The organism is Gammaproteobacteria bacterium, from assembly GCA_032250735.1.
Classification (GTDB): Bacteria; Pseudomonadota; Gammaproteobacteria; order SZUA-152; family SZUA-152; genus SZUA-152.
Genome location: JAVVEP010000004.1, coordinates 52,906 through 75,028 on the forward strand (window position 1 = coordinate 52,906; position 22,123 = coordinate 75,028).

The window sequence follows — 22,123 nt, forward strand, 5'->3', positions numbered from 1 at the left end:
GCCACTCGGCGACGATCACTGCGAACTGCCGCCCAGGCGCAGTCCATGCAGGCCCTGCCGGGCACACTTCTCAGCCGCCAGCTGGCAGGCCTCGGCCAGTGCCTGCGACAGTCCCCCGCCGCTCAGCCTGCCGTGAATCATGCCCGCGTTAAAGGTATCGCCCGCCCCCAGGGTGTCCACAACACTCGACAATTGCGGGGCCGGGCTGTGCGTGATTCCGCCATGGCGATCAATCCCCCAGGCACCATCCGCACCCCAGGTACAGGTGTGCTCGCTGCCCGGCCAGCGCCGATGCTGCTCGCGCAGAAAGGCCACCGGATCGGTTAGAGCCTCCGCACCCTGCTGCGTCCTGCCTTGCTGCACCCTGCTTTTCTGCACATAGCCACGAGAATAGAGTAGCAGGTCTGCACCGGCGCACAGGCTCTCGATCTCCGGCCGCGGCTTTTCGAATTCGACCGAGATGGGCAGCGTCGGCCGCTGCTGTCGGGCGTGGTCGAGCATGACGCGCGTCTCCGGCACATTACGCCCCTCAAAATGCAGCCAGTCAAAATTGTGCAGGTCGATGCGGGCGAAGTCCGCGAAGCGGTATTCGGGCAGCTCGCGATAGTGCACGATGGTGCGCGAGCCATTTTGCTGATTGAGTGTCACGTACGAGACGGGCACCCTCCCGCCCGCCACGGTCGCCACCGCGCCCATATCAATCCGGTAGGCCTTCAGCTCGGCGCGGATCACCTCGCTGCTGGCATCATCCGCCAGGCTACCGGCGAAGGCGCACTCATGTCCCAGCTGGGACAGGACCACCGCCGTATTGCTGGCATTTCCACCCCGGCGCATCTCCTGTGCCGTGGCCCGGACCTCGGCATCCTCTGGCGGAAAACCATCGACCGCGTTGATGATATCGAGTGTTGCGATACCAACCGTCAGGATCCGCGCCATGCTCTCAGGCGTCTTTACTCGCGGGATCGATACCCTGCTGATCGGTCTGGGTGTCGACTGCAGCAGCCGGGGCGCCGGGCTCGCGTCTCACCCGCCCCGCCCGCAGGGCGGAAAACGGCACGTAGACCGAGAAATAGTCCAGAATCAGCCAGCCCACCAGCATCACCAACAGATACCAGAGTGAATCCAGGTAGGCGAGATAACCGAACAGCACCACATCCCAGACATATAAAAAATATAGTACCGCCAGCACAACCGGCTGGGCACAGACGCGGCCATCACAGTTTGCACACCGCAATACGGCCCATTTCCCGGTGAGATATCGATCCCACCAGCTGAACGTGTTTTCACCACAATGTGGACATGCAATCGAAGCCATACGCCTTTATATCCTGCCGCTCATTTAAAGGCGCATAGTAACCGAGCGATGGGGTCTTGCCTATTCACGGCCTTCCAGCCTATGCCCACGGCAAGCGACTTGATACACTTTTAGCGTTCCCAGGGGAGTAGACTTGGGCCATCTCCCTGACGGACAACGACGTATCACTGCCGCAATGATCAAGACACGCACACACCATAGATATTCAGCGCTCGGACGGCTCCTGCTGCTGTGCGCTAGCTTCGGTCTGTTCGCCGCCTGTGACGGCAACACCGAGCTCATGCAACACACCCTTGCCAACGACCCCGTCGCGGTGGAAACGGCACTGGCCGAGGGTGCCGCGGTGGATGAGCGCAACAAGTATGGCTGGACGGCGCTGATGCATGCCGCCAGGCAGAACCAGACCGCCACCCTGGCCCTGTTGCTGGATGCCGGCGCCGACATCAACGCCCGCGATAATGACGGCTGGACGGCGCTGATGCGCGCCGCGTCAAAGGGCCAGGATGAGTCCACCGAACTGCTTCTGGCCCGCAAGGCCGATCCTGAACTCGCCGACAACAACGGCTGGACCGCACTGATGTGGGCCGCCAACCGTGGCCACCTCAACAGCATAAAAACATTGATTGCCGCAGGGGCTGACGTCAACGCCAAGGCAAAGGATGGCCGCACCGCCATCGTCATCGCCCGCAACGAAGGCTATAACGAGGTCCTGGATGTACTAAAGGCCGCCGGCGCGAAACAATAGCGACGTCGCCATCACTGGACGCTGACGATATATGAGTAAGGGAGGACGAATGCCTAAAGGCTTTAACCTGAATTCGTGGTTGAAACGCGGATTTGGATTTTACACTGCGCTGCTCGTCTCACTGGTCACGGTGCAGTGGCTGAGCGCCTGCACACCCGCGCCGGCCACCTCCACCCGCAGCGCCACGTATGTGGTGGAAGGCGGGGTGGGCGAGGGTAAGCGCTGGCGTGACAACCGCTTTTTTGCCAATGAGGTCAAAACCGAGGCCCTCGCCACGGACGGTATCCACGACCCGGAAAATGCCGCCATCAGCGCCTTACAAGAGCCGGCAGAGGCGCTGAGCGCCTTCCCGCTGGATCGTCGCGGCGGTGTTGACTGGGTCAAGGCAATGGATCTCGGCATCATTGAACCCCGCGCCGATCTCAGGGGAGAGAGTCAGATGGCCGTGCTGGACATGGATATCATGTTCAAGGACACCGGCCAGATGCCGTGGGTCAAATTCCCCCACCTCGCGCATACAAAATGGCTGGCCTGTTCAAACTGTCATCCCGACATCTTCATTCAACAGAAGGGGGCCAATGACATCTCCATGGATGGCGTCCTGGCCGGTGAATATTGCGGCCGCTGCCACGACAAGGTGGCCTTCGCGCTCTGGACCTGTGAGCGTTGCCACAGCGTACCCCATGAAGGCACGCCGGCACGCTGGAACGAATTTATGGGCGTCCGTCCCCCGGCACCCTGATGCCAGGTCTCGGTTTCGCCATTGGGAACATGGGCCAGGACATGCTGGGCCCTCTATCTGAAGGGCGCTAGGAGGCTGTCGGGTTTAGGTGGATTGAAGCGAGGGAGTGGGAAATTTGGGCCGCTCTCCCACTTCCGCAGCCAATTCATCCTGAATCCGACAGCCTCTTAGCGGGACGCCGCCAGCAAGGCCGTTACCTTGGCGCTGCCTTTGTCCCGCGCAACCATCAGGGCCGTATTGCCATCGTCATCTTGCGCCTGAGGATCGGCGCCCTGCGCCAACAGGATTCTGGCGACCTCCGCACGATCGAATGCGGCAGCGGCCATCAGCGGCGTGCGCCGCTTAAGCCCCCGACCATTGGCATCAATACCCGCCGCCACCATCAGCCGAACAATCTCCACATGGCCCAGACCTGAGGCCAGCATCAACAGTTCTTCACCATCACGCTTGTCCAGCGGCGGGGTTTCGTTTCGGCTCAGGGCGTCTAACAGCAATTGCACTGTTTCGGTGTGGCCGAAATAAACGGCATTCACCAGCGCCGCGCCGCCGCTGTCGTCACGCACATGGATATTCGCACCGTGCTCCAGCAACAGTTTCACTACCGCGTGATGACCCGCCGTGGCGGCCACGATCAGCGCCGTGGTGCCGTAATTGTCGGCCACATTGACATCCGCGCCCTGCTCGACCAACCATTGCGCTACATCCAGATGGCCTTCAGAGGCAGCAAACATCAGCGCACGTTTGCCCTTGTTGCTACGTTCACCAACATCGGCGCCTCGCTGTACAACATCCTGCACCGCCTTCAGATTACCGTCTTTCGCGGCATTCATCAGCTCCGTGGGGTATTCGCGCGAACAGGCACCAAGCAATACGACGCCGCATGCCAGGACGCACATTGCTGCGCGCTTTAGCCACCGCTTATTCATGGTCTGCCTTTACAAACATTGGGGGAAAAACAGGGAATAAAATCAATCCAGCACGGGTTAGCGTTTCATTGAGTCGTAGAATTCGGCGTTGACCTTGGTGTCCTTTAGTCGGTCTAACAGGAATTCGATCGCCGCTATTTCATCCATGGGATGCAACAGCTTGCGCAAAATCCAGATCTTTTGCAGTTCTTCCGGATTGGTGAGGCGCTCCTCACGACGAGTCCCGGAGCGATTGATATCAATCGCGGGATAGATGCGTTTTTCGGCGATACGGCGGTCCAGATGCGCCTCCATGTTGCCGGTACCCTTGAATTCCTCATAGATGACATCGTCCATGCGCGACCCCGTATCCACCAGAGCGGTCGCCAGAATAGTCAGGCTACCGCCTTCTTCGATGTTTCGCGCGGCACCGAAGAAACGTTTCGGGCGATGCAGGGCATTGGCATCCACACCCCCCGTCAGCACCTTGCCTGAAGAGGGAATCACGGTGTTGTAGGCGCGCGCCAGGCGAGTGATCGAATCCAGCAGAATCACCACATCCTTCTTGTGTTCCACCAGACGCTTGGCCTTTTCGATCACCATTTCCGCAACCTGTACATGGCGGCTCGCCGGCTCATCAAAGGTACTGGACACCACTTCACCGCGCACCGAACGCGCCATCTCCGTCACTTCTTCCGGGCGTTCGTCGATCAGCAACACAATCAGGATACATTCAGGGTGATTGGCGGCAATGCTCTGGGCGATGTATTGCAGCATCATGGTTTTGCCCGATTTGGGCGGGGAGACGATCAGCCCACGCTGGCCTTTACCCACCGGAGAAACCATATCGATAACCCGTGCCGTCAGATCTTCCGTACTGCCATTGCCCAGCTCCAGGGTCAGGCGCTCGTTGGCAAACAGCGGCGTCAGATTTTCAAACGGCACCTTGTTTTTCGCATTCTCGGGGCGGTCAAAATTGATCTCGCTGACCTTGAGCAAGGCAAAATAACGCTCGCCTTCCTTGGGGGGACGAATCTTGCCGGAGATCGTATCGCCGGTGCGCAGGCTAAAACGTCGAATCTGGCTCGGCGACACATAGATGTCATCCGGCCCGGCAAGATAGGAACTGTCCGACGATCTCAGGAAACCAAAACCATCCTGCAGGATCTCCAGCACGCCATCGCCGTATATGTCTTCACCGCCTTTCGCATGCGCCTTGAGCAGGGCGAAGATGATGTCCTGTTTACGCGCCCGGGCCATGCCCTCTACGCCAGTGGTGTGGGCGAGCTCGGTCAGCTCGGATGCGGATTTTTGTTTCAGTTCTGTTAGGTTCATAGGCTCTGCGATCAGTTGAAATTATGGGGGGTTATCGGGAAAAAGTTGGGGGGTTGTTCAGGCCGGCCAGGAACCGACCTGTCATGTTCGGGTATGATTATTCTGTAAAAAACTGGGTAGTCTAAAAGGGTGCTCTTAGGGTGCTATTAGGGTAAGAATAGGGCGCAAATTTAGGGCAATGGATGCAGCTGGCGAGAGCGATCTAAGGCCACAGATATTCGATTGTTTTGAATCGCTGCCTGAATCTTTTGTGAAATTTGTCTTGAAATAAACCGTTTAAATGGGCTTAAAGCAGACGACTGAATATAGAAGACAGCCGGACAGCGGCTCAAATGCAATTCTTATTGGCGGTAAAGCTAGCACGAAGTATCGGCGCCGTCCAGCCCATCGCCAAAAATGCGGGGGCTATGGAGATCGGCACCAACCATCACTTCACGAACCAGCTACCCCAGTTCTCCCGTTATTGATCTGTCACACGCGACAGCATCAACAACTGGCTTATATATTACTATCAATGAAAGCCGTTAGCTGAGACTTGGATACGGCACCCACCTTGGTCGCCTCAACATTTCCACCCTTGAACAACATCAACGTCGGAATACCGCGAATGCCAAATTTGGGTGGCGTACCGGGATTTTCATCGATATTGAGCTTGGCGACCTTTATCTTGCCCTTATATTCTTCGGCAATCTCATCAAGGATGGGCGCGATCATTTTGCACGGGCCACACCAGTCAGCCCAATAATCGACCAACACCGGGCCTTCTGCTTTCACGACTTCATCTTCAAAAGAATCGTCTGTGAGGTAAACGATGTCTCCACTCACTGATAGACCTCCATGGGGTAATAAATCGGGGGAAATTTAGCATCTGCGTTACAGACCTGCCGGGACACGCTTTGCTCGTCCGAACATCTGGGACGGCATGTTGCTCATTTCAGCCTAATCGACCATAGAATTCAAGCACAATATCGTCACATTCCTGTTATTCTTTTGCATCATGACCAATACTCACACATCCGATGTTGCCTTTTCTGACCTGAAGCTCGCCGAACCCCTGTTACAGGGCATTGCCTCCGCCGGCTTTTCCCACTGCACCCCCATACAAGCACAAACCCTGCCGCTGGCACTAGAGGGCAAGGATATCCTCGGTCAGGCACAGACCGGCACCGGCAAGACCGCCGCATTTCTGCTCGCCATCCTGCATCGTTTACAGACCCTGCCCGCTGATCCGCAGCGCAAAAAAAATCAACCGCGCGCCATCATCATCGCCCCCACCCGCGAGCTCGCAGTGCAAATCCACAAGGACGCCCTGCCGCTGGCCGAGGGTTGCGGGCTGCAGATACAGGCCGTCTATGGTGGTACGGGTTATGAGCAGCAACGCAGCAGTATCGAAGAGGGTGTCGATATCCTGATTGGCACACCCGGCCGTCTTATCGACTATTTCAAGCAGGGTGTCTATGACCTCAAGGCCATCCAGGCCATGGTGCTGGACGAGGCAGACCGCATGTTCGACCTCGGCTTCATCAAGGACATCCGTTATATGCTACGCCGTATGCCGCCACCCACCGAGCGGCTCAATATGTGCTTCTCCGCCACCCTGCCATTGCGCGTCACCGAGCTGGCCTACGAGCATATGAATAACCCGATTACGGTGCGGGTCGAAACCGACAAGGTCACGGCCGACCGGGTCGAGGAGGTCGTCTACGGTCCGTCCAATGACGAAAAGATCCCCCTGCTCATCGGCCTGCTGCGACACATGGATCCCACCCGCACCATCATCTTCGTCAACACCAAGCGCGCGGCGGAAAAGGTCTGGGGTTTTCTGGAAAGTAACGGTTTCAAGGCCGCCCTGCTCTCCGGTGATGTGCCGCAGAACAAACGCCTGCGCCTGCTCGATGAGTTTCAGAAGGGCGAACTGGCGATCATGGTGGCCACCGACGTGGCCGCCCGCGGACTGCACATTCCGGCCGTCAGCCACGTCATCAACTACGACCTGCCGCAGGACAGCGAAGATTACGTGCACCGTATCGGCCGCACCGCACGGGCCGGCGCCAGCGGTGACGCCATCAGTTTTGCCTGCGAGGATTATGCCTTTTCACTGTCCGACATCCAGGACTACCTTGGGTACGAGATCCCCCGCGGCAAGATCACCACCGAGCTGCTGGCCACCGAGCTGAAGCCGCCGGTGCGTGTCGAGCGCAAGCCCGGCCATCACGGCGCATCCGGCCAACGGGGCGGACATCGCGGGGGCTCAGGCAACAAGTCCCCGGGACATCGAGGCTCGGGCAACAAGCCGCGCCGCCCCGGCTGAAAGCCGAGACTCTCAACTCAACAACACCACCTGATTACGCCCCTGGTGCTTGGCGGCGTATACCCCCTGGTCGGCACGGTCCACCAGATCGTTGGCCAGCACGGCCAGCGAGGCCTCCTGGCCCCTGTCCAGCAGGGTGGCGACACCGATCGAGATGGTCGCCGCCAGCGATTTTCCGTCCACGGTTGTAAAGGCGTGCCCCGCAATCACGGCACGAATGCGTTCGGCAATCTCCATCGCCGCCTCGCCGCTGGCATTGACCAGCAGGGCGGCAAATTCCTCACCGCCGTACCGGCCCAGCACATCGCTGCCACGCAGCTGTTCGCGTATCAGTCCCGCCACCACGCGCAGCACCTGATCCCCGGTCTGATGGCCGTGCTCGTCATTGACCCGTTTGAAGTGATCCACATCCATGAACAGACAGGTCAGCGGCTCCTGTGCGCGTCGCGCCCGTCCGACCTCTTCCAGTAATCGTTGATCGAAGAAACGGCGGTTGTTGACCCCGGTCAGGGAGTCGCTCAGTCCGACGCGCTTGAGGCGCTCATGATTGGTGGCGTTTTCCAGGCAGATCGCCACCACAGTCGCCAGGCGTTGCAGGAAATCCGTCGCCGCACCCTCGACATAACGCGTCTCCTGCTCACTGCCGAGGTTGAGGCTGCCAATCAGATTGCCGTAACGCACCAGGGGCAACAGGGCGACGCTGCGCACCGTCGTCGTTCCCCCGGCAAACAGAAAGCCGTGCTCGCGCGACACAAATCTGCCCAGTCGGGGTTCTGCCGAAATGCCAAACAGGGTGTCCAGCGCGTCCAGATCGTGCTGGAAGAGCAGCTGCTCCACCTCGCCCAGGCGCACGCCGTCGTCTTCAAAGATACGCTGGATCTCATATTCGGGGTCGTGCAGCACCAGGCTCACCACATCCAGCCCGAAGGCGGTGCGATAATTAAACAGCACCCGCTGCACCAGCTCGGTCAGCGAGGGCGTGCTGATCAGGCGTAATTCCTGTTCGTGGAAGCGGCGCTGTTTTTGCTCGTTTTCGCGGGCCTGGCTGAGAAAGGCCCGTAGTCTGCGGCGGAGGATTTGATTTTCGTGATACAGATCGTCAGTCATGACAAGCTGGCATTAACCTCTGGTTGGCCGCGCGATGGTCGGCGGCAGGCGCGGCGGTATAGATCAGGCGACCAGCTGGCGCGCCATGCTGTCGAGTTCCTCGCGACCCTCCACCACGCGCTCCATTACCCTGGCCACCTGTCCCGCATCGATCCCTACCGCGGCCAGCAGGTCGTCCGGCAGTTCATCGCTTGCGGCATCCCCCATGTCCAGCCCCTTCAGCAGCCGGTCGGCCAGCGCCACCAGCTGCACATACTGGGCATGCGGTCCGACATAGTCCGGGTTGTGATGTTCCCGCTGTACCACCAGGATCTCCTGCGGCATGTTCCAGGCCTCCATCAACCAGACGGCCATCTCCATGTGGGTGGTGCCGATCAGGCGCTGCTCCAGCTCGAACACCGGCGCCTGGGGCTCATCGATGACCGCCTTTTGCAGCCGCGCAAACTCTTCAGGAAACAGGTGGCCCAGCAGCAGAAAACCAAAATTGTGCAACAGCCCGGCGAGGTAGGCCGTGCCCGGACGCAGGCGCTGCGCGCGCGGCATCACATTGCACAGCGCCTGAGTCAGCGCGGCGCTGTAGGTCGCGTTGCGCCAAAAGGCATTCAGGCCTAGCGGGCCCTCCGGGGCGATCTTGAACGGCCGTGCCGCCGCCACGCCCAGGGAGATATTCATCACCATGTCATATCCCAGCACCCGGGAGATGGCCTGGCGTACCGAGGCCACCTGACCCTGATAGGCGTAAAACGGCGACTGCGCATAACGGACGATCTGCGCTGTCAGGCTCGGATCCTTTTCCACCAGCTTGGCCAGGTCCTCGGCATGGGCGTAGGGGTTGGAATTGAGCTGAATGATCTTTTGCGCCAGGGAGGGCATCGCCGGCAGTTCGGTAATTCGTTCGACACGTTGACGCATGGTGGCAATCGGCATTTTCGCTACCTCCGGTTGAATTGCGGACACCCGCTCAGGCTGCGAGCGGGGCGCCGGTGTCGCGGCCAGGGTGTCCGCTGGCGACGGCGCTACCCGCTGCTCCGAGATCTGGGAAAAGGTGTTGCCGTACCAGGCATTGCTGTGCAGCAGCTGAAAGTCCTCGCCGCTGATCCGTACCAGCTCACCGGTGTTGCCCGAGGCAATATAGACATAGTCCTGGTTCAGCAGGGAATCATCGATGATCGTCTCAAAACTGTAGGCCTCGCCCAGTGCCGGCAGGATGCCCGGCGAGCAGTCGGCAAACACACCGCGATAATCGGCCTCATCGGCGGGGCGCAGCTTGCGGTGCAGCTGTTGGTTCAGGGCGTCCAGCTTCAGGCGGTGGGTCACCGGCAACACGGCCATCACCAGGCCGCTGATATCCTTCAGGATCATCGCCCGGGCGACGGCGGAGGGCGATACCTTACCAATGTCCCCCTTCCATCGTCCCTGCTCGTCAACCGGGCAGTTGATGATGGAATAGCGCACGTCCTGCGCATCGAGATAACGGCGTACGGTGATGGAGGTCGACATATCTATCCTCTTGAAACAGTGGCCAAAATTACCGGCATTACGCCATTAGCGACAGATGTTCAAAAAAGTATAACCATGAATACCAGAAAAACCTCTAGCCGCCTGTCAGCCGACCACCGGCACATTTCATTAAGCCACTGATTAGATTGGGATAATCGTCACTATCCTAGCCCCTGACAGGTGATTGGCACAACCGAAAAATCCGAAAATGGGACGCGCTTCGCAAAATCCGCGGCCAGCTTCAGCGGCCGGGCCGGCCTTCAGCGTTCGGCGGGGATATCGGTGGTCGCCTCGACGGGCGGCTTGAGGGGGGATGTCATGAGCTGTCGATAGGTATCCAGCGAGAAACGGCGCCGGCCGGGGGCGGTAAAACCGACCTCAATCGCCTTCGGCCGCAGCTGGTGCCGACCGTCCGGCCCGACCGACAACAGGTGGTAGGCCCCCAGCGGCAGATCGTCAGGCAGCTGTACTTCCAGCCCGCCCCCGGCCGCAGCGCCGACCGCCAGCGCCGGCAGCAGGCTGACCGAGGCGAGCCTGGCCTCACCGGCCAGAAATGCCGCGCCGCGGGCGATGCTCACCTGGGTATGGTTGCCGGTGGGGGGATAGACCGCGATCAGGCGCGGCGCCTGCGGCTGGCGGATGTCTACCACGCTGAGGCCGGTCTCACGCCCCACCACATACAGCCGATCGGTGTCCAGCCACAGGCCGGTGATGACATCGGCGCTGTCATACTGCCCCAGCGCCACCAGGACATCCGGCCGGTCTTCGGCCGGGCGCCGCCACAGGCTGATCCGGCCCGAGGCGTGGCTTGCCGCCACCAGCCCAGCCTGCGCCCGCACCCCGACAAACGCCCCCGGCACCACCGCGCCCGGCATGAGTCGACCATCCGCCGCCAGCCGGTGCTGCGCCAGACCCTGCTCGGTCACCAGCCACAGATCCTCTCCGTCCAGCCACAGATCGTGCACCGACAGCTCATAACGCGCCACCTCCCGCGGCCGTTGCGGATCGCGTACATCCACCACCAGCAGGCCGGCCAGGCTGTCGACGATATACGCATACTCGTTACCGGCCCGCACCCGAGTGGCCTCGCCAGGGGTCTCGATGTGGCCAATCTGCCGACTGTAGAAGGGGTCGAGGATATCCACGATGGCCACCCCGCCGGCACCCGCCGCCACATAGAGGCGCTCATCCCCGATCCACAGATCCTGGCTGTGGCCGGCAATCTCCAGCCCCTTGGCCCAGATGGGATTCAACGGATTTTTGATGTCATAGACCTGCAGGCCCCCGGCACCGCTGACGGCATAGAGATAGGTATCCCTGCTGCGCATCTGCTGCAGGCGATCGCGGGCGTGGTAGCGACTCACATAGGCCGGGCGCGCGGGGTCGCGCACATCCACCACCTTGATGCCGCCCCACCAGTCCAGCACGTAGGCGTACCCCCCCCGGACCTTCACCCCCCAGGCCGCGCCATCGGTGTCGAACTGGCCGATGATCTGGGGCACCGCCGGGCCTTGGGTATCGACCACCTGCAGGCCGGCCTCCCAGCTGGCCACGTACAGCACGCCGTCCCCCAGCTCCAGGCCGCGGGCGTTGCCGGGGATCGGTGTGTGGCCGATGACCCGGGGCTGGCGGGGGTCGCGGACATCCAGGGTGTACAGACCCTGATCGAAAAAGGCGACATAGGCACGGCCGTCCTGCAGGGCCACCGCCTCGGCCTGGCCGCCGGGATTAAACTGGGCAAAGGGTGCGGGACTGGCGGGGTCGCTGACGTCAAACAGCAACAGCCCCGCGCGGTCGTCGGCGACAAAGGCCACCGTGCCCTGCACCTCGATATCCCAGGCCTTGCCCGGGGTGTCGTAGCCGCCGAGGCGGCGCGGCTGGCGAATGTCCGTCAGGTCGATGATGTGAAAACCGCCTCGATGGTCGGCCAGATACAGGGTATTGCCCACCCGCTTCATGGTGTAGGCCAGCCCCAGCCCGGCCATCTCCGCCGGGGTCAGCTCGGCCGTCCAGCGGGGGCGGAGCGGGTCCTGGACGTCGATGATCTGCAGGCCCTGATCGTCATCCCCCACCAGGGCGTAGTGGCCCAGCAGCGCCACGCCCTTGCTGGATCCCGGCGTGTGGTAGTTGGAGAGGTGGCGTAACCGGCGCGGGTTGCGGATGTCGTACAGGTGCAGGCCGGAGAACCAGTCGGCCACGTAGAGGATGTGGTCGTCATCGCCCTCAGCAAAGGCACCGCGGCGACTGCCGCCCAGGTTCAGCCCCTCGGAGGAGATCGCGCCCCGGCCATCGCCCACCATCATCACCCGTTGCAGGCTGTGTTCGGTCGCCAGCAGGGCGGCATCCCCGTGCAGGGCGCCGAACACGATCGGTGCATCCGCCCGAAAGGCCGCGCCGCTACTGGGCAGGGCGGGATTGGCCAGGCCCAGGCGCAACACCCCGCCGCTGCGCAGCATCAGCAGGGCGCTGTCGCCGCGGGGGGTCAGGCTGCCGGGCGACGGCCCAGCGGTCGCGTCCAGCGGCGCCACCGCGAGGCCCTGGATCGCGCCGTGCTTGTTGTAACTGCCACGCCACTGCAATTGTGCCGGGGTACCGATATCGAACAGCACCAGGCCGCCGCGACCGTCGGCCACCAGCGCCAGCCGGCCCTGCAGTTGCACGTCGTCGGGACGCCCCGAGGTGGCCTGAGTGTCCCGGAGCAGGGCCTGCCCGGCGGCGATATCCAGCACCGCGATGCCCGCCGGACCGACCGTCCATAGCCACGACCCACGCACGGCAAAGGCATCGGCCGCGACCGGCAATGCCCACTGCCGGTCCAGCCGGGGCGATGTCGCCTCGGCCCACAGCCAGCGCTGTAGTTGCACCTCATCCGCCGCCTGGCCCAGCAACAGATAGGCCGTCTCTCCATCCCATTGCAGGTCCAGCAGCCGACCGGACAGGGGCTGCGAGCCCAGCAGGCGCGGCGCGGTCGGTGTGGCGATATCCCACCACTGCAGCTGACCATCGGCCAGGGCCAGCAGCAGCCGATCCTGCGCGTGGGCCAGCTGGGTCACGGGACTGGCGAGCTCCAGCTGGGCCAGCACCTGGGCCTGGTCGCCGTGCAAGAGATCCTTGTCTGAAGAGAGGCCCGGAGAACGTGCGTGCGGTGACGCGTCCGGTGATGCGTTCGGTAACGACAGCCCCGCGGCGGGAAAGTCCACAATGGACAGCCGCCGGTCGGCGGTAGCGAGAAACACCCGCTGACCCGCCGCTGCCGTGCCCACCGCCAGCATCGCCACCGGCGGCGCGGTCAGCGTCAGCAGATGGGTGCGATAGGGCCCGGCGGGCATCAGCGCCAGCTGGGTGTCCGGTGTCCACTGAGCGGTCGGCAGTGTGAGGCGGGCGGCCTTGCCCTGTTGCAGGTTTTGCGGCGCGGTCGCCACGATACGCGGTGTCACGCTGACCGGCGTGACGCTCGCGGCCGGCACCGCACAGCCCCCCAGCACCAGCGCAATACCCGCTATCGCCAGCCCGGCCCACAGCGCGCCGCCGGGGGCGAGTCGCCTCGCCCGCGACACCGTTATTGGCCTGACAAGCCGCATCGTGTGCTGCTATCGCACCTTGTACAGGTATTTTTCCTGCTTGTAGATATTCTCCGGCAGGGCGGGCAGCAGCTCTTTGACGGCGCTCGCCGGCGGGGCATCGACCTCGGTGAGCCTATCGATGGGGGCGCTGCGGGCGGCGCCGGTGGCGAGGGTGCCCCCCACAAAGCCGTCCCCCGGCTGGATCAGCTGCTGGGCCTCGGCCAGGCTGACGGGCTGCGGCTCATAAAACACCCCGCGGAATTCCTCATTGAGCTGACGCACGTAGACGAAATAGGTCTTGCCGGCAATAAACTTGTATTCCCGAGCCCGCCACACCTCCACCGGGACGGCCTGATCCGTGAACATCGTCTCCGAATGGACCTTCAGCAGGCCCATGGCGGGCCTGATATACAGCAGGCTGTAATTGCCCTCCGCCTGGGTGAGCAGGGTCTCATTCTGGAACGAGATGCGCACCCGGGCATCGGACACCCCTTTGCTCTTATAGGGCTTGGGACGGATGAAATACACCCTGGCCACCTCCGCCATCTGCGCCTCCGTCACCACCCCCTCCAGCACCAGCGGATGCTGTTTATTGACGGTGGCGCAGGCCGTCAACAACAGCGCCCCCGTGATCAAAACCCAGGCTCGCGCCCACCGCCCCTTACTACCCCTGTCACTGCTCATGTCATTACCCTCTGCTACTGGTTTGTGCCGATAAGCTATCGGACTTACGGCGCCGGGTTGGGATGCCGTTGATGTATCGCCTCGATACCGGCCAGCAGGGCATCGCTCAGGGAGAGATCCCTGCTGGCCAGATTGCTCTGCAACTGTTCCAGGCTGGTCGCGCCGATGATCGTGCTGGTCACGAAGGGGCGACTGGTCACGTAGGCCAGGGCCATCTGCGCCGGATCCAGCCCGTGCTCGCGCGCCAACGCCACATAGGCCTCGGTGGCCGCCTCCACCTGCGGATTGGAATAACGCGTAAACCGCTCGTACAGGGTGATGCGCGCCGTGGCGGGGCGCTGCCCGTGCAGGTATTTGCCACTCAGCACCCCGAACCCCAGCGGTGAATAGGCCAGCAGACCACAGTCTTCCCGATGCGCCACCTCGGCCATGCCCACCTCAAAGCTGCGATTGAGCAGACTGTACGGATTCTGCACGCTCACCATGCGGGGCAGGTCGTACTGTTCGGACAGCCGCAGAAACTCCATGGTGCCCCAGGGGGTCTCGTTGGACAGGCCCACCTGCCGAATCTTGCCCGCCTGCACCAGATCCGCCAGCACCCGCAGGGTCTCTTCGATAGGCACGCTGTGGTCCGGCGCATGGCGGTAACCCAGCTGGCCAAAATAATTGGTATTGCGGTCCGGCCAGTGCAGCTGGTACAGGTCGAGATAATCGGTCTGCAGGCGCGTCAGGCTGCCGTGCAGGGCCTGCTCGATATTGGCCCGATCGAGGCAGACCTGGCCGTCACGCATGTACTCCAGCCAGTCGGCCCGGCCTGCCACCTTGCTGGCCAGCACCACCTCGTCACGCCGGCCCCGGCGGCTCAGCCAGCGGCCGATATACTGCTCGGTGAGGGTGTAGGTCTCGGCCCGTGGTGGCACCGGATACATCTCGGCGGTGTCGATAAAATTCACCCCCGCCGCCAGCGCCGCATCCAGCTGCGCATGGGCCTCGGCCTCGGTATTCTGCTCGCCCCAGGTCATACTGCCCAGACAGATGGCACTGACCTCGATATCGGTACGACCCAGTTTTCGATACTCCATCCCTTCACCCCGTTGTATACGTCTTTATATCTTTGTATCAGCACTGCCGGAAATAAGACCCATCATACCGCCACTGCGGCCCGCTCAACAATTCAGCACGCTGCTGCGTGCCCTGACCACCCAGTCCGGTTAAGCCACGGATTCAGGTTAATCCCCTGACTTGCCGATAACTCCCGAAACCCGGTTCCCCCTTCGGCACGTCAGAGAGCCCAGCATGCTTTTGAACCCATCGCCAAGCGCCCCTGAGATCTCGATCACCCGTCAGGCCATCTATGATGAAAACGAGGGCACCTTCGCCTACGAGCTGCAATTTCGAAACAGCGATGCGGAATTTTCCAGCATCGACGACAGCGACCCCGCCTCGTCGCAGATTGTCGCCAATGTCTTCATGGAGATCGGCCTGAAGCTGCTGGTCGCCGACAAGCCCGCCTTGATCAATCTCCCCCACGCCTTTCTGAAACAGCGGCACAGCATCCCCTTTGCGAAGGACAAGTTCATCCTCGAGATCTCCGCGGGCTCAGGCATCGACACGGACCTGCTGGCTGCGCTCAGCGACTTGCGCGACCAGGGCTTTAGCATCGCCCTGCAAGACCTGGCCGACGACGGCACAGCCGCAGCGCTGGTCGAACACTGCGAGCTGATCAAACTGGACATCAGCACCGTCAGCCGGGACGAACTCGCGCGCCGCGTCGAGCGGCTCAGGCCCTTCGGCAAACTGCTACTGGCCCACCGGGTCGACAGCCAGGAGGATTTCGAGTTTTGCAAAAGCCTCGGCTTGCAGTATTTTCAGGGCAGTTTTCTGAACCAGCCGAAGGTGGTGAAATACACGACCCTGCCCCTCAACAAAACCCTGCTGCTACAGATCCTGGCCAAGACCCAGGACCCCAATGTGGAGTTTGGCGAGCTGGAGGAGATCATCGGCCAGGACGTCGGCATCAGCTTCAAGTTTTTACGCCTCATCAACTCCGCCAATTTTGGCCTCTCCAAAAAGGTGGAATCACTGCACCAGGCCTTGATGCTGCTGGGCCTGCAAGAGATCAAGAGCTGGGTCTCGCTGGTGGCCCTGTCCAACATCGATTCGGTGCCACAGGAGCTGACCGACATGTCGCTGTCGCGGGCCAGATTCTGCAAGCTGCTGGCCGAAAAGGCCGGCTGCGCCCATCCGGACACCTACTTCACCATCGGCCTGTTTTCCCTGCTGGATGTCATCATGTCGAAGTCCATGAAGAGCATCCTGGGCTCGCTGCCGTTTGCCGACGAGATCAACCAGGCGCTGATCTCCCACACGGGGTTGATGGGCGAGGCCCTGGATTGCGCCATCGCCCATGAACAGGGCGACTGGAAGATGATCAAATTCGCGCACCTGACCCCGGCCGAAATCAATGCCATCTACATCGACACCCTGGAATGGTGTCGGGGCATACGCTCACAGCTGCGCTAGGCGGCGATGCGGGGAATTAAAGCGAGGCAGCGGGCTAATGCCCGGCGTACATCCTGTCGATGTCGGCCTGATGCTGCGCGATGATGGCCTCACGCCGCAATTTCATGGTCGGCGTCATGCTGCCGTCCTCTATCGTCCACGCCGTGGTCGACAGGCACAGCGCACAGATCTTTGCATAACCGGGAAAATCCGTCAGGCGGGCGGCGACACGCTCCAGCATCCGCTGCTGCACGGCCGGGTCGCTGATGGCCTGCTGTTCGTCAAGGCCCTGTCCGTCAAGATCCTGGGCGGCGAGTTCCTCCCTCCAGGCCTGCGGTTCCAGCACCAGGATGGCGCTCAGATAGGGCCTGCCCTCGCCGATCACCAGGGCCTGCTCAAACAGGGGGTCCAGGCAGATTGCCATTTCCATATCCACCGGGGGTACCTTTTCCCCGTTAGACAGGACGATGATCTCCTTTAGCCGGCCGGTGATGTAGATGTGGTTATTCTCCAGCCGCCCCTTGTCGCCGGTGTGGAACCAGCCCTCATCGTCGATCACCGCCCGGGTGGCGGAGGGGTTATTCCAGTAACCCAGCATCACCGACGGGCTGCGGGTCAGCAGCTCGTCATGCTCACCCACCCGCACCTCGATCCCCGGCAGGGGTACGCCCACGCTGGCGGGGTCGTTGTCCTGTTCCGGATTGCCGCTGATGATGGGGCTGGTCTCGGTGAGGCCATAACCCTGAATCAGGTTCAGCCCCAGACCGATAAACAGGCGCGACACCTCCGCCGAGATGGGCGCGCCACCGCAGATGGCCAGACGCAGACGCCCGCCCAGTTTGGCCATCACCTTGTTGGCCACCAGGGCCTTGAGTATCGGCCAGCGCAGCCCCCCGCTCGCACCCTCGCTAAACCGTCGCCAGCCGACATCCACCGCGCGGTTAAACAGGCCGCGGGCAAGCCCGGACTTGTCCGCCACCTGGGCCTGGATCCTGTTGTAGACCCGCTCATAGATCCGCGGCACCGAAATCAGGATGGTCGGTCGCTGGCTCAGCAGGTCCTCGGCCAGGTTTTCCACCGAGCGGGCAAAGGCCACGCGGCTGCCGGCCATCATCGGGATGTAATAGCCTAGGGTGCGTTCCAGCATGTGCGACAGGGGCAAAAACGACAGCAACAGGTCCTCCCGGTAGATGGGAAACACCTGTAGCGCCGCAGCGACATTAAACAGGATATTGCGATGACTGAGCATCACGCCCTTGGCGCGACCGGTGGTGCCGGAGGTGTAGACGAGGGTCGCCAGGCTATCGATATCCGGTGGGGTGGGTAAGGTCGGTTGCTGGTCAAACACCTGCCAGTCGCCCAACGCCACCCGGCGGGCATAGCCGGCGGCCGACGCGCAGGCCTGCACCGAGACGATGCGCACCAGCCCCTGTAGCTGGGCCGCGATGGAGGACAGTTGCTGGAGGTCAGCATCGCCCTCCAGCAGCAGCAGCCGTACACCCGCGTCCTGCAGGATGTAGGACAGGTTCTCGGCGCGATCGTTGGTGTACAGCGGCACCACCACCAGGCCCAGGCCCAGGGCCGCCTGTTCGAAAAAGGCCCACTGGGGGGAGTTGCGCAACAGGATCGCCACCCGGTCGCCGGCGCTCAGGCCCTCGCCCTGCAGCGCCACCTGAATGGCGGCGACCTGGCGCGCCGCCGCCTGCCAGCTGTAGTCTTCCCAGCGCCCCTGCAGGGGGTCGAAATGACGGTAGGCGATGGCATCCGGGGTGCGCCGCACCCGTTCACGAAACAGCCCCGGCAGACTGCCGGCGACCTCAAGGGGGATGATATCCAGTGTGCCTTTTGCCATGCTGCCGATTTTCCTTGCCGTTCGGGTTATGCTGCCGGGTTTGTGTTGCACGGGCTGTATGTTGCAACAGTCGCGATACTAACCAAGGTCCTGCCAACTTTCATCGGGGGTAAAGCGCTCGCCGTGGGTTTTGTGCAAATGACGCATTTTCTCCGCCAGTTTTTCCACACCCTGCGCCTCGACAGTGTGCATCGGTCCGCCACGAAACGGCGCGAAACCGGTGCCGAAGATGATCCCGGCATCCAGCAGGTCCGCATCGCTCACCACGCCCTCGCGCAGACAGGCACGGGCCTCATTGATCAGGCGCAGCATCAGCCGATCCTCAATATCGGCCGGGCGATAGGCGCCTCGGGCGGCCTTGGGCAGCTCCGGCTTGCCCTTTTTGCTGGCCGGATAGCGATAGAACCCCTGACCGGATTTCTTGCCCAGCTTGCCGCTCGCCACCATGGCGCGCAATTTGGCCGGCACCTCCACGGCCCGGTCCTTGTAGAGGCTGCGCGAGAGGGTCTCCGCCACCGCCAGGCAGATATCCAGACCGACGCTGTCGGCCAGTGCGATCGGCCCCATGGGCATCCCGTAGTCCAGCGCCACCTGATCGATCACCGCGGCGCTGACGCCCTCGGACTCCAGCACCACGGCCTCCAGCAGATAGGGCATCAACACCCGATTGACGAGGAAGCCGGGGGTCGATGTCACCGGCAGGGGCAGGCGGTCGATGTGCCGGGTAAAGGCGGCGGCCCGGGCGGCCACCGCGGGGTCGGTATGCGCGGCGGTGACGATCTCCACCAGCTGCATCATTGCCACCGGATTGAAAAAGTGGATGCCCACCAGGCGCGACGGATCACTCAGGCAGTCGCTGAGCACCTCCAGCGGGATGCTGGAGGTGTTGGTCGCCAGCAGGGCGCCCGCCTTCATCTTGGGTTCCAGCTCCCGATACAGCGCCTGCTTGGCATCGACGTCCTCAAAGATGGCCTCGATCACCACGTCGGCCTGGGCCACACTCAGCCCCCGGATGTCCGGGGTCAGACGATCCAGCACCTCCTGCACCAGGCGCGGCTTTTTGAGTTTCTTTTTATACAGCTGCGCGGCCCGCTGGATCACCCGCGCCAGGGTCGCCTCCTGCCGGTCCTGCACCGTCACCTGCATGCCGCGCAGGGCGCACCACGCGGCGATATCGCCGCCCATCACCCCGCCGCCGATCACGTGGACGCGACGCGGGGTAAACAATTGCCGGTCTCCCAGCGACTTGAGCCGCTCCTGCAGGAAAAAGACCCGGATCAGATTCTGCGCGGTCTCCCCTATCACCAGCCGCGCCAGTGACAGCTCTTCGCCCTGCAGCATGGCCTTTTTATTGCCGGCGTGTCGGGCCCATAGCTCGATCATCGCGTAGGGCGCGGGATAGTGCGCAGGCGAGGCCTTGGCCGCCACCTGGCGGCGCAACACCGCCGCCAACAGCGGCCGGATCAGGACATGATTGGTGGCCGCCTTCCAGCCGCGCGCCGCGGCCTTTTTGGGCGGCTGCTGGATCAGGCTGCGCGCCGCCGTGTGCAGGTGGCGGCTGGGCAGGGCGAAATCGATCATGCCGAGCCGTTTGGCCGCCGACGCGGACACGGCCCGGCCGGTCAGCATCAGGTCCATCGCGGCCGGCGCGCCGATCAGGGGCGGCAGGCGGGCGATGCCGCCGAAGCCGGGATGGATGCCCAGCCGCACCTCGGGCAGACCCAGCCTGGTGCCGACGGCCCCATCGGCAATACGGTAGTCACAGCCCAGGGCCAGCTCCAGGCCGCCGCCCAGGCAATAGCCATGGATCAGCGCCACGGTGGGAAAACGCAGGCGCTCCAGTCGGTTGATGACCCCCTGGCCGCGACGGATCACCTCACGCGCCTGCTCCATGTTTTCAATCCGGGTAAATTCCTGGATGTCCGCGCCGGCGATAAAACCACCCGCCTTGGCCGACAGGATCACCAGCCCCTTCGGGCGCCCGGCCTCGATCTCGTCCAGCACCTCACCGAGTTCATCGACCACCTCCCGGCTCAGGGTATTGGTGCTCACCTCGGCCTTATCGCAGTGCAGCCAGGTGATGTTGTCCTGATCCGTTTCCAGCCGCCAGTGCCGGTAGTGTTTTGTCGTCATGCCCTGTGTCCCCTCCGCCGCGCTCATGGCCGTTCCACCAGCATCGCACCACCCTGGCCGCCGCCGATACACAGGCTGGCCATCCCCCGCCGGGCGTTGTTTCGCTCCAGCACATGCAGCAAATGCAGCACGATGCGCGCGCCACTGGCGCCCACCGGGTGTCCCAGACTCACGCCGCCGCCATCCACATTCAGCCGCGCCTCATCCAGCTCGCCCATCACGCCACGGATATGCAATTCGTCACGGCAATAGTCTTTGTCCGTCCAGGCCGCCTGGCAGGCCAGCACCTGGGCCGCAAAGGCCTCGTTGATCTCCCAGTAATCGATATCGTCTAACGCCAACTTGTGACGCTTGAGAATCGGCGTCATTGCATGCACCGGGCCCAGCCCCATCTGTGCCGGATCGAGCCCCGCCCATTCGCTGTCCACAATCCGCCCCAGCACCGGCAGGCCCCACTGGTTGATGGCGGCCTCCGATGCCAGCACCAGCAGCGCCGCGCCATCGGTAATCTGCGCACTGTTGCCTGCCGTCACCTTGCCAAACGGCCGGTCAAACACCGGCTTGAGTGTCGACAGGTTTTCCACCGAGGAGTCCGCGCGCAGGCCATCGTCCGCGTTGTAAAAATTGCCGCGGGTATCGTACAGGGTCTCGATTTCCGCCAGATGCCCGGCCTGCTGCGCCGCCGCCAGACGCTGGTGCGAACGCACCGCGAACCGGTCCATCTGCTCGCGCGACAGGCCGAAGCGCGCCGCCAGAATCTCCGCCGTCTGGCCCATGTTCAGGCCCACCACCGGATCGGTAAGCCCGCGGATCAGTCCGATCACCGGCTTCAGGTGCGCCGGGCGCAATTGCGCCAGCACCTTGATGCGTGCGCCCATGCTGCGCGCCTTCGCCCAGCTGCCCAGCCAGGCCACCATCGCTTCCGCCAGCAGCACGGGGGCATGACTCATGGACTCGATGCCGCCCGCCAGCACCAGGTTGGCCCTGCCGTGGGCGATGCTCTGCGCGGCGCAGTCCAGCGCCTGCATGCCGGAGGCGCAGTTGCGCTGCACGGTCCAGGCCGGCACATGCTTGTCGCAGCCCAGGCGCAGGGCCAGAATCCGCGCGATATTGGCCTCGTCCGGCCCCGGCATCACACAGCCCATGATTACCTCGTCGAGATCGGCGGCCGCAAACGGCTGCCGCGCCAGCAGGGGACGACCGGCGCCCAGCGCCAGGTTGGCGGCGCTGAACACGCCCGGCCGGCCCCGCGCCTTCAGAAACGGCGTGCGTGAACCGTCCACGATATACACGGGGCGCACTTCCTTACGCACGACCTTTTTGCCTGCGCCGGACTGTTTTGTATCGGCCATCATTGGCTCCTGTGATTACACCAGACTGTGTGTTTTGCGCCGTTTCAGGGCGCGCCATAATTTTCTAGAAGTATACT

Annotated in this window: 17 protein-coding genes; 4 read left to right on the plus strand and 13 right to left on the minus strand. The window is 62.7% G+C overall.

Annotated features, from left to right (window positions below; genetic code table 11):
- Window positions 1–15: 15 nt before the first annotated feature.
- Both RRB22_03685 and RRB22_03690 read right to left on the minus strand, forming a co-directional pair.
- Complete coding sequence (locus tag RRB22_03685) at window positions 16–936, minus strand: PfkB family carbohydrate kinase (protein ID MDT8383493.1); 921 nt, start codon at window positions 934–936, stop codon at window positions 16–18.
- Window positions 937–940: 4 nt separating this feature from the next.
- Window positions 941–1,315: a hypothetical protein gene (locus tag RRB22_03690; protein MDT8383494.1), complete on the minus strand. Its 375-nt coding sequence runs from the start codon at window positions 1,313–1,315 to the stop codon at window positions 941–943.
- 175 nt (window positions 1,316–1,490) lie between these two features.
- On the opposite strand from RRB22_03690, the gene RRB22_03695 reads away from it, so the two are divergent.
- Window positions 1,491–2,060 (plus strand): ankyrin repeat domain-containing protein, encoded by a 570-nt coding sequence (locus RRB22_03695; GenBank protein MDT8383495.1) that lies wholly within the window; start codon window positions 1,491–1,493, stop codon window positions 2,058–2,060.
- Between the two features lie 49 nt (window positions 2,061–2,109).
- The gene (locus RRB22_03700) at window positions 2,110–2,802 is read left to right on the plus strand and encodes a cytochrome c3 family protein (GenBank protein MDT8383496.1); all 693 of its coding nucleotides are present in this window, start codon (window positions 2,110–2,112) and stop codon (window positions 2,800–2,802) included.
- 167 nt (window positions 2,803–2,969) lie between these two features.
- Here the strand turns inward: RRB22_03700 and RRB22_03705 are convergent, their stop codons facing one another.
- The 3 genes from RRB22_03705 to trxA form a co-directional block, all read right to left on the minus strand.
- Entirely contained in the window at window positions 2,970–3,698 is a 729-nt protein-coding gene (locus RRB22_03705) for an ankyrin repeat domain-containing protein (GenBank protein ID MDT8383497.1), read from the minus strand.
- An 87-nt stretch (window positions 3,699–3,785) separates the two neighbouring features.
- Complete coding sequence (gene rho, locus RRB22_03710) at window positions 3,786–5,042, minus strand: transcription termination factor Rho (GenBank protein MDT8383498.1); 1,257 nt, start codon at window positions 5,040–5,042, stop codon at window positions 3,786–3,788.
- A gap of 498 nt (window positions 5,043–5,540) precedes the next feature.
- On the minus strand, window positions 5,541–5,867 hold the full coding sequence (gene trxA, locus RRB22_03715; protein ID MDT8383499.1) for a thioredoxin TrxA: 327 nt from the start codon (window positions 5,865–5,867) through the stop codon (window positions 5,541–5,543).
- Window positions 5,868–6,039: 172 nt separating this feature from the next.
- On the opposite strand from trxA, the gene rhlB reads away from it, so the two are divergent.
- Complete coding sequence (rhlB, locus tag RRB22_03720; GenBank protein MDT8383500.1) at window positions 6,040–7,353, plus strand: ATP-dependent RNA helicase RhlB; 1,314 nt, start codon at window positions 6,040–6,042, stop codon at window positions 7,351–7,353.
- Window positions 7,354–7,365: 12 nt separating this feature from the next.
- On the opposite strand, the gene RRB22_03725 is transcribed toward rhlB, so the two are convergent.
- From RRB22_03725 to RRB22_03745, 5 genes are all read right to left on the minus strand, one after another.
- Entirely contained in the window at window positions 7,366–8,460 is a 1,095-nt protein-coding gene (locus RRB22_03725) for a DUF484 family protein (GenBank protein MDT8383501.1), read from the minus strand.
- A 63-nt stretch (window positions 8,461–8,523) separates the two neighbouring features.
- On the minus strand, window positions 8,524–9,960 hold the full coding sequence (locus RRB22_03730; protein MDT8383502.1) for an HDOD domain-containing protein: 1,437 nt from the start codon (window positions 9,958–9,960) through the stop codon (window positions 8,524–8,526).
- A 260-nt stretch (window positions 9,961–10,220) separates the two neighbouring features.
- Window positions 10,221–13,541: a hypothetical protein gene (locus tag RRB22_03735; GenBank protein ID MDT8383503.1), complete on the minus strand. Its 3,321-nt coding sequence runs from the start codon at window positions 13,539–13,541 to the stop codon at window positions 10,221–10,223.
- 9 nt (window positions 13,542–13,550) lie between these two features.
- Window positions 13,551–14,207 (minus strand): hypothetical protein, encoded by a 657-nt coding sequence (locus RRB22_03740; protein MDT8383504.1) that lies wholly within the window; start codon window positions 14,205–14,207, stop codon window positions 13,551–13,553.
- A 44-nt stretch (window positions 14,208–14,251) separates the two neighbouring features.
- Window positions 14,252–15,289 carry an NADP(H)-dependent aldo-keto reductase gene (locus RRB22_03745; GenBank protein ID MDT8383505.1) on the minus strand — a complete coding sequence of 346 codons (1,038 nt, stop codon included), beginning with the start codon at window positions 15,287–15,289 and terminating at the stop codon, window positions 14,252–14,254.
- A 214-nt stretch (window positions 15,290–15,503) separates the two neighbouring features.
- Between RRB22_03745 and RRB22_03750 the strand changes: the two genes are divergently transcribed.
- Entirely contained in the window at window positions 15,504–16,730 is a 1,227-nt protein-coding gene (locus tag RRB22_03750; GenBank protein ID MDT8383506.1) for an HDOD domain-containing protein, read from the plus strand.
- Window positions 16,731–16,764: 34 nt separating this feature from the next.
- Here the strand turns inward: RRB22_03750 and RRB22_03755 are convergent, their stop codons facing one another.
- The 3 genes from RRB22_03755 to RRB22_03765 form a co-directional block, all read right to left on the minus strand.
- On the minus strand, window positions 16,765–18,561 hold the full coding sequence (locus RRB22_03755) for a long-chain fatty acid--CoA ligase (GenBank protein ID MDT8383507.1): 1,797 nt from the start codon (window positions 18,559–18,561) through the stop codon (window positions 16,765–16,767).
- Window positions 18,562–18,639: 78 nt separating this feature from the next.
- On the minus strand, window positions 18,640–20,694 hold the full coding sequence (locus tag RRB22_03760) for a 3-hydroxyacyl-CoA dehydrogenase NAD-binding domain-containing protein (GenBank protein MDT8383508.1): 2,055 nt from the start codon (window positions 20,692–20,694) through the stop codon (window positions 18,640–18,642).
- Window positions 20,695–20,717: 23 nt separating this feature from the next.
- Window positions 20,718–22,046: an acetyl-CoA C-acetyltransferase gene (locus RRB22_03765; protein MDT8383509.1), complete on the minus strand. Its 1,329-nt coding sequence runs from the start codon at window positions 22,044–22,046 to the stop codon at window positions 20,718–20,720.
- Between the last annotated feature and the right edge of the window lie 77 nt (window positions 22,047–22,123).

Excerpts from the sequence above, each read along its gene's own strand:
- RRB22_03685 (MDT8383493.1), bottom strand. The coding sequence starts at position 936 with ATGGCGCGGATCCTGACGGTTGGTATCGCAACACTCGATATCATCAAC.
- RRB22_03690 (MDT8383494.1), bottom strand. The coding sequence starts at position 1,315 with ATGGCTTCGATTGCATGTCCACATTGTGGTGAAAACACGTTCAGCTGG.
- RRB22_03695 (MDT8383495.1), top strand. The coding sequence starts at position 1,491 with ATGATCAAGACACGCACACACCATAGATATTCAGCGCTCGGACGGCTC.
- RRB22_03700 (MDT8383496.1), top strand. The coding sequence starts at position 2,110 with ATGCCTAAAGGCTTTAACCTGAATTCGTGGTTGAAACGCGGATTTGGA.
- RRB22_03705 (MDT8383497.1), bottom strand. The coding sequence starts at position 3,698 with ATGTGCGTCCTGGCATGCGGCGTCGTATTGCTTGGTGCCTGTTCGCGC.
- rho (MDT8383498.1), bottom strand. The coding sequence starts at position 5,042 with ATGAACCTAACAGAACTGAAACAAAAATCCGCATCCGAGCTGACCGAG.
- rhlB (MDT8383500.1), top strand. The coding sequence starts at position 6,040 with ATGACCAATACTCACACATCCGATGTTGCCTTTTCTGACCTGAAGCTC.
- RRB22_03725 (MDT8383501.1), bottom strand. The coding sequence starts at position 8,460 with ATGACTGACGATCTGTATCACGAAAATCAAATCCTCCGCCGCAGACTA.
- RRB22_03730 (MDT8383502.1), bottom strand. The coding sequence starts at position 9,960 with ATGTCGACCTCCATCACCGTACGCCGTTATCTCGATGCGCAGGACGTG.
- RRB22_03735 (MDT8383503.1), bottom strand. The coding sequence starts at position 13,541 with ATGCGGCTTGTCAGGCCAATAACGGTGTCGCGGGCGAGGCGACTCGCC.
- RRB22_03740 (MDT8383504.1), bottom strand. The coding sequence starts at position 14,207 with ATGAGCAGTGACAGGGGTAGTAAGGGGCGGTGGGCGCGAGCCTGGGTT.
- RRB22_03745 (MDT8383505.1), bottom strand. The coding sequence starts at position 15,289 with ATGGAGTATCGAAAACTGGGTCGTACCGATATCGAGGTCAGTGCCATC.
- RRB22_03750 (MDT8383506.1), top strand. The coding sequence starts at position 15,504 with ATGCTTTTGAACCCATCGCCAAGCGCCCCTGAGATCTCGATCACCCGT.
- RRB22_03755 (MDT8383507.1), bottom strand. The coding sequence starts at position 18,561 with ATGGCAAAAGGCACACTGGATATCATCCCCCTTGAGGTCGCCGGCAGT.
- RRB22_03760 (MDT8383508.1), bottom strand. The coding sequence starts at position 20,694 with ATGACGACAAAACACTACCGGCACTGGCGGCTGGAAACGGATCAGGAC.
- RRB22_03765 (MDT8383509.1), bottom strand. The coding sequence starts at position 22,046 with ATGGCCGATACAAAACAGTCCGGCGCAGGCAAAAAGGTCGTGCGTAAG.